Annotated in this window: 13 protein-coding genes; all 13 read right to left on the bottom strand. The window is 27.3% G+C overall.

Translation table 11 applies throughout. The features are described 5' to 3' along the window. The coding region (locus VJ881_05520; GenBank protein ID HKL75507.1) for a DNA alkylation repair protein at positions 1-490 on the bottom strand (490 nt) is incomplete at its 3' end. After that, a complete protein-coding gene (locus tag VJ881_05525; GenBank protein ID HKL75508.1) occupies positions 483-1,577 on the bottom strand; it encodes a DUF362 domain-containing protein in 1,095 nt (364 codons plus the stop codon). The genes VJ881_05520 and VJ881_05525, both read right to left, overlap by 8 nt. Positions 1,578-1,579: 2 nt before the next feature. After that, positions 1,580-1,894, bottom strand: a complete 315-nt coding sequence (locus tag VJ881_05530) for a nucleoside triphosphate pyrophosphohydrolase (GenBank protein HKL75509.1) — start codon at positions 1,892-1,894, stop codon at positions 1,580-1,582. A gap of 22 nt (positions 1,895-1,916) precedes the next feature. Beyond that, positions 1,917-4,310: a DEAD/DEAH box helicase family protein gene (locus VJ881_05535; GenBank protein ID HKL75510.1), complete on the bottom strand. Its 2,394-nt coding sequence runs from the start codon at positions 4,308-4,310 to the stop codon at positions 1,917-1,919. A gap of 49 nt (positions 4,311-4,359) precedes the next feature. Next, positions 4,360-5,565, bottom strand: a complete 1,206-nt coding sequence (locus VJ881_05540) for an aspartate kinase (GenBank protein HKL75511.1) — start codon at positions 5,563-5,565, stop codon at positions 4,360-4,362. Positions 5,566-5,580: 15 nt separating this feature from the next. Further along, positions 5,581-6,186, bottom strand: a complete 606-nt coding sequence (gene pcp, locus VJ881_05545; GenBank protein HKL75512.1) for a pyroglutamyl-peptidase I — start codon at positions 6,184-6,186, stop codon at positions 5,581-5,583. 5 nt (positions 6,187-6,191) lie between these two features. Continuing rightward, positions 6,192-7,004, bottom strand: a complete 813-nt coding sequence (locus VJ881_05550; GenBank protein HKL75513.1) for a PfkB family carbohydrate kinase — start codon at positions 7,002-7,004, stop codon at positions 6,192-6,194. 15 nt (positions 7,005-7,019) lie between these two features. Continuing rightward, entirely contained in the window at positions 7,020-7,553 is a 534-nt protein-coding gene (locus VJ881_05555; GenBank protein ID HKL75514.1) for an ECF transporter S component, read from the bottom strand. A gap of 66 nt (positions 7,554-7,619) precedes the next feature. After that, positions 7,620-8,075, bottom strand: coding sequence for a CBS domain-containing protein (locus VJ881_05560; protein ID HKL75515.1), 456 nt, complete (start codon positions 8,073-8,075; stop codon positions 7,620-7,622). Between the two features lie 477 nt (positions 8,076-8,552). Beyond that, on the bottom strand, positions 8,553-8,939 hold the full coding sequence (locus tag VJ881_05565) for an FMN-binding protein (protein ID HKL75516.1): 387 nt from the start codon (positions 8,937-8,939) through the stop codon (positions 8,553-8,555). 14 nt (positions 8,940-8,953) lie between these two features. After that, positions 8,954-9,532, bottom strand: a complete 579-nt coding sequence (locus VJ881_05570) for a sensor domain-containing protein (GenBank protein ID HKL75517.1) — start codon at positions 9,530-9,532, stop codon at positions 8,954-8,956. Continuing rightward, entirely contained in the window at positions 9,516-10,838 is a 1,323-nt protein-coding gene (locus VJ881_05575) for a DUF5700 domain-containing putative Zn-dependent protease (protein ID HKL75518.1), read from the bottom strand. The genes VJ881_05570 and VJ881_05575 overlap by 17 nt, the downstream gene beginning before the upstream one ends. A 16-nt stretch (positions 10,839-10,854) precedes the next feature. Then, the coding region (locus VJ881_05580) for a hypothetical protein (protein ID HKL75519.1) at positions 10,855-11,341 on the bottom strand (487 nt) is incomplete at its 5' end.

Below are 11,341 nucleotides of genomic sequence, written 5' to 3' on the forward strand. Positions count from 1 at the left end.
CATTAGTATCTTCTTTATAACCTAGCTGAAATAATATACAGCTTCTCTGCAGCCAGATATTATCTGAATTAATCCATTTTTTAATATACACTTCTTTCTTTTCTGGAAACTTTTTAAAATATGACCCTACTAATTTTTTAGCTATTTGATCAACAGTATCCCACCAGGATTTATGAGTAATCATATATTCCAGTAATTTAATAATATCTTCATTAAATTCTTTTTTATATCTTTCAACTAATTCAGCTCCAAAATACTGATATTCCCTTTCATCCTTTTTCCATAATTTTTTAACAACAATATCTAATTCTTCATAAGTTGGTCTATTTTCCTTTCGCATAAATTTTCTGGTAGCTTTTCTACGTGGTTTAGCCTGAATTCCAAAAAATTCAAATTTATTTCTCATATATTTTTTTTGCTCTTTTGCTTTTTCGGGATCAGCTTTATCCATCAAAGCTTTTGTGAGATTATCCAGGTAATTATTATTCAATAAATTCACCTCTCAGAAAGTCAAGTATATCTTTAGCTGATGGGGGACAACCTTTAACATAATTATCTGCTCCTAAGCAACAGTTGCCAATCCCAATTCCAGAAATATCTATATTTTTATAACCCTGTCCAATTTTAATTCTTCCCTTTATCTTATCCAATTCACCTTTTTCATTTAATCTCTTTAAGGCATGAATTAAACTACCATAACAGGCTGAACAGGCTTCTTTTGCTTCAACTTTTTCTGTTAAATTTTTTATTTTTATTGTCTTATTTTCAATGTGAGCTGCTTTATCCTTGTTTATCTCTATAATTTCAGCCTGTTCTATATTAGATTTTCCTACTCCAAACTTTTCAGCTAATGTAATATATTCAATCTCTTCAATAGAATATCCAAGTAAATTAGCAGCATAACTATCTATTAATACTGGATCACTGCCTGCAATCAATCTATTCATTTTAACTGGATTACCACCTTCTTCAAAATCAAGATCACCATATATTCCATCAACAATTATTAAATCCTGAGATAAGACTTTATTTAAAGCAGCTATTGGTTTATGTAATCCTCGCCGGTGAAAACGTCTTTTCTCCTTATTTGATATACAACCTTTTAGATTTTTTAAAGAACAGGTTATAGTTGTCTGACAGTGTCCCTTTAAAACCGGTAAATTAATTAGATAATCAACTTCCAGAGCTTTTTGAGCTATCTCAATATCCATCCCCTTACTATTTTTAACTTTAAAGTTATCTTTCTGTAAATTGTACATAGGTATCTCATATTCTTTAGATATTTTATTATAACCACATTTTTTAAAAGCATTTTCTGTATCTGCTCCAACCCAGGAGCCCTCAATGATTATTATATTTAAAAAGCCTTTTTCTTTTAAATATTCTATAATCCCTTTTACAAGATTAGGATCTGTAGTGGCTCCAGTTTCTGATTTTGCAGCTTTAATTAAATTTGGTTTTAAAGCTATTAAATCATTCTTATTAAGATTTTTTTCTATTTTTATTTCTGCAAGTAATTCTTTTACCATTTCCCTGGCCTGATCCCCATAACTTATTATTATTTTATTATTTAACATATTTAATCCACTTCCGCTTTTTTTAAAAATAATTTCTTTTCAAAGCCACCACGTTCTTTTTGTTTGTTTTTTCTCATCTTTTCAAATTTTTCTCTTGATATATCTTTATAATCTAAAATAGCATAAATTATTTCAACTAAATCAGCTAACTCCATTATTTCTTTGCTCTCTTTGTATTCTTCAAGTTCTTCTTCAAGTTTATTATTTAAAGCCTTAAAATAACTTTCATCATCTAAAATTTCTAATTCATAATCATTCCCTGCTTCTTCTATTATTTCAGGAATCCTATCTCTTATCAGTTTATTAAATTTTTTCATAAATATATTACCTCCTGAAAATTTAATTATTTTCTTTAAATCTTCTTCTGAAATATCTCGTTTTTCTATATTCTACTATATCTTTAAAATGTTTGGTTAATTTATTACTTAAAAATCGATGCAAATCTGGATTTAACATAAATTCATTATTTATTTCATCATGAATAAAATATTTCCTTTTTGAAAGGTATTTTACTGGATTTCTTTCTGCCTCTTTTACAAACCTTTCTTCATTCCATTTTTCCCAATTTTTGTGTTTTTTATTATTCAAATCTTTTTGATGCTTTTTATGATTTCTATAAAATCTCTCAAAAGTTTTACCTACTTTATTCATACTTACACTTTTTTGTAATTTATTATCTTTTATTAGAGCAAGTAAGGTTGGTATTTTATAGGATTTACTCATTGAAGTTTTTTCGAGCTCATATAAAAAATCTTCTGCAATAGAATTCAGCCAGTTCTTCTCTTCTTCATTTAATTCATCAATACTAGCAAGAAAACGTAAATAACCTTTTTTACCATCATGTTTTCTTTTTAAAAACTCATTTATATCTATATCAGTTCCTTCATAAATATCTTTTCTTAAAGGTCTTCTTCCAATATCATTTTTTATTCTATAATATTCATCAATCATTCTTTGTCTCAAAGGATCATTTTTCTTTAATTCCTTAAAAAGATCAATGATTTTTAAATCAAAATTTATCTTACAACCTTCAGGATACTCGAATTCTTCTAAATTTCTATATTTTCTTTTTTTATCTGCCATTGGATTCTCTCCTGATAACAATAATGGCAAATAATGAGCTCTTTTATAATTGCCGATAAAATCTAATACTTTTAAATGGTCCTTCCCAGGGTACTTTCTTAATCCTCTTCCTAGTTGTTGTAAAAATACTACATAAGATTCAGTAGGTCGCAAAAATAAAACTGTGTCCAAAGATGGAATATCTACACCTTCATTAAATATATCTACTGCAAAGATAATATCAATTTTCTTATTCTTAATTTGACTTACTGCTTTGTTTCTGGAAAGAAAATAGTCACCTTTATCAGCAGAACTATGAACACAAACTGCTTTAACACCTTGCTTATTGAAATATTCTGTCATATATTTTGCATGTTCAATTGAGGCACAAAAACCTAATGTTCTTTCACCGGCAATTTTTTTATAATGATCGTAAATTAAATCTGCTCTTTTATTAGTAGAAAGTGCTTTTTCAAGCTCTTTTTTATTATATTTTCCATTTTGATGATCTATTTCTTCATAATCAACTTTTGAATCATAAATTCCATAATATTTAAAAGGGACTAACAAATCTCTATTAATAGCATCTTTTAGATCTAATTCATATATTAAGTTATCATTACAAATTTCAAAAATATCTTTATTATCCATTCTATAGGGTGTAGCAGTAAGGCCTAACAAAAATTCAGGTTCAAAATAATTTATTACATTCAAATAACTTTCTGCAGCTGCATGATGAAATTCATCTACAATTATGTATTCAAAAAAATCTTTATTAAAATATTTATTCAGATATTTTTCTTTTCTAAGAGTCTGAACACTGGCAAAAACAATATCACCTGCAGGATTTTTTTCTTCACCATTAAAAAAACTATATTCTTTTTTAGGAGCTATATTTTCAAATGAATCTTTAGCTTGATTTAAAATTTCTTCTCGATGTGCTAGAAATAAAATTTTATCGAAATCTATAGAATCAAAAGCTGCAAGATAAGTTTTTCCTACTCCAGTAGCCGCTGAAACTAAAGCCTCCGATACTCCTTCTTCTCTAGCTAATTCAAGTTCATAAAGAGCTTCAATTTGAGCTCCTCTTGGTTCTGGCTTTTCTTTTATCTCTTTAATGTTTTTTTCTTTTTCATCAACTGTTTTTAAAATTTTTGGTTTTTTCCATTCAGAAGCATATTTGCGCAATTCTTTTTTATTGATTTTAATTGAATTCGAAAATAAATTTTGAAAATCTCTTTCAAATTCTTGATATGCAGACTGATCATTCTTTTTTAGCAAACGATAATTCCATTCTATTCCAGAATGAAATGCAGAATAAGAAAGATTAGAAGAACCAATAAAAACAACTTTTTTATCTTTATTTTCAAAAAAATATGCTTTTGGATGAAAAGAAATGTCCTCGGTTTGATATAATCTTAAATCAACTAACTCACCTAATTCATCTTTTAAAAGATAAAGAGCAGAGGGTTCAGTAATATTTAAATAATTCGAAGTTAAAATTTTTATTTTAGTTCCATTTAAAGCCTGTTTTTTTAAATTTTTAATGATTAATTGCACACCAGATTCTCTTAAAAAAGAAACATTCATTTTAACTTCTTCAGCATTATTTAATTCTTTGATAAATTTATCATAAAAATAATTATCTCTTCCAGTAATAGCATTAATCATATTTCCACCTGCCTGTTAAAAAATATTTTTTATACTTTCTTCATAAAGTTTACAACTCATATTCATTTCCTAAAACCTGCACTGCTTTTTTTCTATCTTTTTCATTAACAGTATAAGAAATACTTATTTCAGAAGTAGTAACCTGTTTAAATTCTATATTATTTTTTGCAAAAATATCAAATATTTTAGCTGCCACTCCTGCCTGCTGTCTCATACCTATTCCAATTACTGAAACTTTTACAACACTATCATCGATTTCTATTTCTATTTTTTCAAATTTCTTTTTTAATTTTTTTAGAACCTGTTTAGCTTCATTTAAATCTTTTTTAGAAGTTGTAAAGGTTATATTTACTTTTTCTTTTTCTGGAGGTGTTTGACTTATCATATCTATATTGATATTTTTAGCAGCCAGTTTTTGAAATATTAAAGAAATATTTTCAGGACTATATGGAATATGATTAATACTTATCATAAGAACATCTTCATTTACTGTAACTCCTGTAACACTTTTTTGCTCCATAATCTTATCGCTCTCCTTTATATAAGTTCCCTTTTCATTTTCATGACTTGCTGCTAAATAGATTTCTACATTATATTTTTTTGCGAGATCCACAGCTCTTGTTTCCAAGACATTTGCTCCAAGGCTTGCCATCTCTAACATTTCCTCATAACTAATAAAGTCTAACTTTTTAGCACTAGAATAATAAGCAGGGTCAACACTATAAATACCATTTACATCAGTATAAATTTCACACTTTGTATTAAAACTTGCAGCCAAAGCTACAGCAGAAGTATCAGAGCCTCCTCTGCCTAAAGTAGTGATATCACCTTTTTCATTTATTCCCTGAAATCCAGCTACTACTACAATTTTATCTTCAGCTAAATATTTATTTATTCTTCTAGCTTTAATTTCTTTTATCTTATTTTTAGTATGAATACCTTTTGTTTTAATTCCAGCCTGAAAGCCAGTTAAAGAGACAGATTTATAACCTTTTTCTCTTAAAGCTATAGATAAGAGTGAAATTGAAATTTGTTCTCCAGAAGAAATTAACATATCTACTTCTCTTTTTTGAGGATTATTTGATATATTGTAGGCCATATCCAATAATTCATCAGTAGTATTACCCATTGCTGAAGCTACTACTATAACATCATCTCCACTCTCTTTTCTTTTTATAATATTATCTGCCACTTTATTTATTTTTTCAATATCAGCTAGTGAACTACCTCCATATTTTTGGACAATAACAGACATTATCTTCCTCCTTAATCAAATCGCAGCTTCAATCGCTATTTCCAGTCCTTTTCTGACAGTTTCTAAACTCATACTTGCCTTGCTTTTCTTATCAACTACCTGTGAAGGTAAAAATGGTATATGTATAAATCCAGCTTTTATATCAAGTTCATTTTCCTCAATATAATTAAGAACACCATACATAACATGATTACAAACAAAAGTTCCGGCAGAATTTGAAATTTCAGCAGGTATCCCCTTTTCTTTTATCTTTTCAGCCATCTTTTTTATAGGAAGAGTTGAAAAATATGCATTTTTGCCACTAGGATTAATTGCTTTATCAACAGGTTTATTCCCTTCATTATCTTCAATTCTGTAATCATCGATATTTATCGCTATTCTTTCCAGAGAAATATCTGTTCTTCCCCCGGCCTGCCCTATACTTATTACCAGTTCCGGTTCAATCTCATTTATTTTTTCTTTTATTTTATTAATAGATTTTTTATAAACAGTAGGTATTTCAATAGTTTTAATTTCATAATCACCTATTTTTTTATCAGAAAATTTTTTTACTACTTCTGTAGCTGGATTTATATCTTCTTCTCCAAAAGGATCAAAACCGGTTAATAATATTTTTTTCAATTAAACTACCTCCTAATTTTTATTGTTCCATAATGTTTGCAGTTTTTTGCAGCAAAATCTACACTTTTTTTCAATATTTTTTTAAAATCGCTTTCTCTTATACTATCTTTAAAATTGAAGTTATTTAAAAACATACTAATAAAAGCATCTCCTGCTCCTAGAGAATCAATAACCTCAATTTCTTTTGCTTCTTGATAAAAATATTTATCATTATATAAAGCCATTACTCCTTTTTCTCCCAGGGTAAATATTACATACTTAGCTCCCAGATTATAAATAAAGGTCATTAATTCTTTTAGTTTTTCCTTATTATCTTTCTCACCTGAAAAAAAGGCCAGATCAACATAAGGAACAGTCTTTTTTAGATAATTTTTATCTCTACAAAAAGAAAAATCAAAAGAAACTTTTAAACCTTTCTCTTTAAATATTGGAAGATATTCTTCAGTATAACTATAAAAAGTAGTATGTAGTAAATCAAAAGACTCAATAAAATCTAAATCCTTTTCAGATAAACAAAAATTTTTATATACACCTTTATCGACTTTTACAATTTCACTTCTGCCTTCTACTTCTTTTACAACTGAAAAAGCATTATTACCTTCCAGAACAGATATATGAGAAATATCAACATTTTCTTTTTCTAAAAATTCCACCAAATATTCCCCAGGGCCATCTGTCCCAAATGTTCCTAAATAAGCAGTATCTACCCCAAGCCGTTTACTTAAAATAGCAACATTATAGGCACTACCACCTGGATAAAATCTCTTTTTTTTATGATAAAAATCTGCAACATTATCTCCTACACAAACTAATGACAACTTCATCCTCCTCTTTTATATTCTTTTTAAAAAATTAGCATTTCTAAGATATTTAATAAGTAATGGAACTAAAGCTAAATGTAAAATAATACCTGGCATTCCTGAAATTATTGTACCCTGCACAAAAATAAGTGGATTTTTAGGTAATCTACCAATATTAAATCCATGAACGAGTATATAAACTACAATACCAGTACTTATTCTTCCTAATAACATAGTAATTATCAAACTCAAATATATATTTACATTTTTCACTTTATAAAGATAGCCCATCAAATAACCATAAATAGCTAACTCTACAAACATTATTGGTAACATAGGAATTACTGGAGGCATACCTGTAAAAAGAGAACTCAAAATCGGAGTCATCATCCCAACTATAAGTCCTGCTATAGGACCCATTAAAGCACCAGCTATAAAGACAGGTATATGCATTGGTGATAAAATTTGTGCTATACTACTCCCAAAAATATGAAAGACAATTGGTAATATAATTCCTAAAGCAACAAATATGGCCATTAAAACTAATTTTTTTGTTGTTATTTTCATTATGCTATTCCTCCTAAAAAAAGGTCCACCATATAATATGGTAGACCCTTATAGTATTTTATTTTGCTATTCTTCTCCTCTTGCCAAATCTTTTACAATATCTCCTCTAGTTACTATTCCAACTAATTTGTCACCTTCCACAACTGGTAATCTATTAACATCTTTATCACTCATTAAAGTTGCTGCATCTTCTACTGTAGCTTCAGGTGAAATTGTAATAACTTTCTCTGTCATTAAATCTTTTACTTCAACGGCTATAAACTTTTTAAACTCTTCTCTAAATTTTTTATAACTCTCTAAATATATAATACCACCAATCACATTTATATAGTCAGGAAAATGGAGCTTTTTATCTTTAACTATCAAATCTGATTCACTGACAATTCCCACTAATTTTCCATCTTTAACAACAGGTAAACCACTTATTCCAGTTTCACTTAAAATTTTAGCTGCTTCTTCTACACTTGTATCAGGAGCTAATGTTTGTACATCTTTACTCATAATATCTTTAACTTTTAACATAAAACCACTCCTTTCTATATCTTCTCTCTTAATTAAGCGAAATTTATATCTCTTAATTATAATTTCTAGATAAGCGGTTAAATACCTTTTTAAAATGCTTTGTGAATTTAATCAATAAAAGAAAAAAACCAGCCTTTTAAAAGACTGGTCTGATTTTAATTCATATTTATTCTTTTAGAAAATTATTTAAATCATCTAATAAATCATCAAGTTCTATATTTTTAAATTTTGCCACATCACCGATGTGGTATTTGGCCATTCCGCCTCAGCCAAAAACCTTTATATTATAGTCTTTAAAGACCTCTTCAATATCCGGGTTATCTAATACTACTTTTTTAATTTGAGAATCAGCTGTAATCATAACAAAAACACCTCCTGGTTTTTCTTAGAAAATTGCTCAAGATTTAGTTAAAAAATATTTTTCACAAGCTATATCTTTGTTATATTTATATCATGTTAAATAAGATAATGCAAATTTTATTTGCTCAATGCTCTTTCAATAGCTTTCAAATAAGCTTTACTGGTAACTGTTGCTTCTGAAATCACATCTACATCTACTCTTTGCCTGTCTATAACCCGATTCAAAATTTTATCCATTACCTCTGATTGAGAAATCATCACATCATCTGTTACTTTAATATCTAATATCTTATTATCTTTAATAGTAACTTCAACTGTATTTGACCATCTACCTCCTTGATAAGTACCTGTATAAGTCCCATCTTCTAAATCAGAAAGATTAACATTATTTATTGGAAGTTCACTTCCTGAATCAAGACCACGACTCATATAATAAAATAGCCCACCACTAATAACAATTATAACCAGTACAAAAAATAAAATTATTTTCCAGTATGATTTCATTAATAATCATCCTTTTAATCTATTTTTTTTAATAAAGCCCCCTGTTTTAATGCAACATTATTGAGTATTGGAAAAAAGATAAAAGAAAGTCCTAATCCCAATACACTTAATAATAATGCCGAAAATAAAGAATTCACTTCAAAAAGCAGGATATTATAAGAAACAAAATTATATATTAATGGAGCTATAATTAAAACTACCGGTACTAAAACCAAAAAAATACTTATAGAAAAAGTTGCTACTGTAATAGGAAATCGTAATAAATAAAACCCAATATATCTCCATATTTTTTTATTAGTAATATAAAGTTTGAATTTACCTAAAAGATTTTCTTCAGGATATTTTTTGAATTTTATTTTATTATACTCAATAGGTAATAAATTTTCTGCAAATTTCATGTCTTTATTAATTATCTTTTCAATAATTTGAAATAAAAAAATCACCAGGGGAATTCCCACCCAACATATAGTAAGTCCAAATCCTAGAGCCAACAAAATCAAAATAAAACAAAAATAAAATAAAGAATAAAAGAAATTACCTACCAGATAAAAAAAACTTAAATAAGTTTGTTGAATATTAATTTTGATAATCAATCACTCCCTGTTCTAAAATAATACTTAACATCTCCTCAAATTCCTTTTTCTCAACACTCTTTAATCCTTCTACAAAAAAACTTCCTACTCCTTTCTCTAAAATCTCTCCTAAATAACTTCTACCCTCTTTTTCAATCAATAATTTGCTTAAATATTCACCTAAAGAATAAAAAACTCCATTGGATTTTAACCCTTTATTTAATAATTCATCAACCTTATCTATTTCACCTTTATTATAAATAGTTTCATAAGTTTCATTAAGCAATTCAAGCCCTTCAACTGCTTTTTTCTCCAGGTTTTCCTCTTTATTTTCTACAAATTGATGAGTTATATATTCTCCGCTACCTTCCAGCATTATATAAGCAAGAACTTCATAAAATTTATTATCTTTTTCATTTTTAAAATCACCACTTGTTATTGCAGAAAAACTTTGTTCCTGTCCTATGGTTGTACAAATTTTTGTCTGCAATCTATGAAATAACTCATGAGAAATAGTGGCAGTCAACCTTTTATAATCATCCTTGATATTTTCTATATTAATACCAAATCTATTATCAGTCGCCCACCCTCTTATTGCATAACCAGTGGTTAAAGAAAAAGTTTCATTAAATATTAAATCATTTTTAATATAATCACTCAATTCTGCAAGAATATTTGAAGTTATCTTATTTTGGTTTTCATTAATAGTATTATATAATTTTTTAAATTTATCCAGATTATTATAAATATCTGCAAATTCAAATATATTAAAAGGATTAAGCCATTTCCAGATTATATCTTCAGGTTTTTCACTTGCTGCCCAGATAAGCAATTTAGATAAATCTTTTGTATCAGTAATCGGTTCAGGTAAATATCCAAGATTTTTTCTATGTTTTAACATCTCCTGATTTCCTTCTAAATTAGCAATTTCTAGAGCCTTATCTTCATTTAATTCTTTCTTTTCTAAAAAATTTAAAGTACTAGCTAATACATCTAAATCAATTTTTAAATTCCACTTTTTAGGATAATCTTTATAATCCTCAACTAAATCAAATTTATCATTTTTGAATTCTAAATTATATTCTCCCATAGCTTTTATTGCCTCTATATTTTTCTTTTTCTGTTCAATTAATTCTGAAACACATTTATTTTTGTTAGAAATAGTATCCGGAACTGTTATTTTTTCATCTACAAATTGATCAGGAAAAATCCCTTCAACCCAGGCTCCTAATTTTTGTTGTTTTTCTTGATATTTTTCTATTATTTTTATGTCTTCAGGATCCTTTAATTCAGAAATTAAATTAAATAAATATTTCTTTTCATCCATTTTAAAATCTCTCCCTTTAGTTATTATAATAATAGTTTTTAAATGCTTTTTCTAATTCTTTTTCTTCAGTTTCAATTAAATACTTATATTCATTTTTAAGATCATTATAACTAACTCCTAATTCATTCCATAAATTAATTTTAAAGGTATGATAATCAAATTCATCTCCAAATTTCTTCCTGGCCAAACTTTCAAAAATAACCATTAGTAAATTCTTCTTATTTGCCTCATGTCTTTTTTGGGCTATTTCATCTCCTGTAAAAATTATTTGATTTTTCTCAAATAAATTTCTTAAATATTTTATATTGTCATTAATTAATTTTAAATCAACTATACCAGAATGAGAAGCAATAAAGGTATCCACTGAAAGATTCCTTATATATTTAAGTGTGGAGATATATTGTTCAAGGTCATCCCAGAGAATCACAGGAATGGGAGCTTCAATAAGATCACCTGCATAAACTACAGAATCTTTTTTATCAATACAAATAGATGAACAAATT

The sequence above is a fragment of the Halanaerobiales bacterium genome (genome assembly GCA_035270125.1).
GTDB lineage: Bacteria > Bacillota > Halanaerobiia > Halanaerobiales > DATFIM01 > DATFIM01.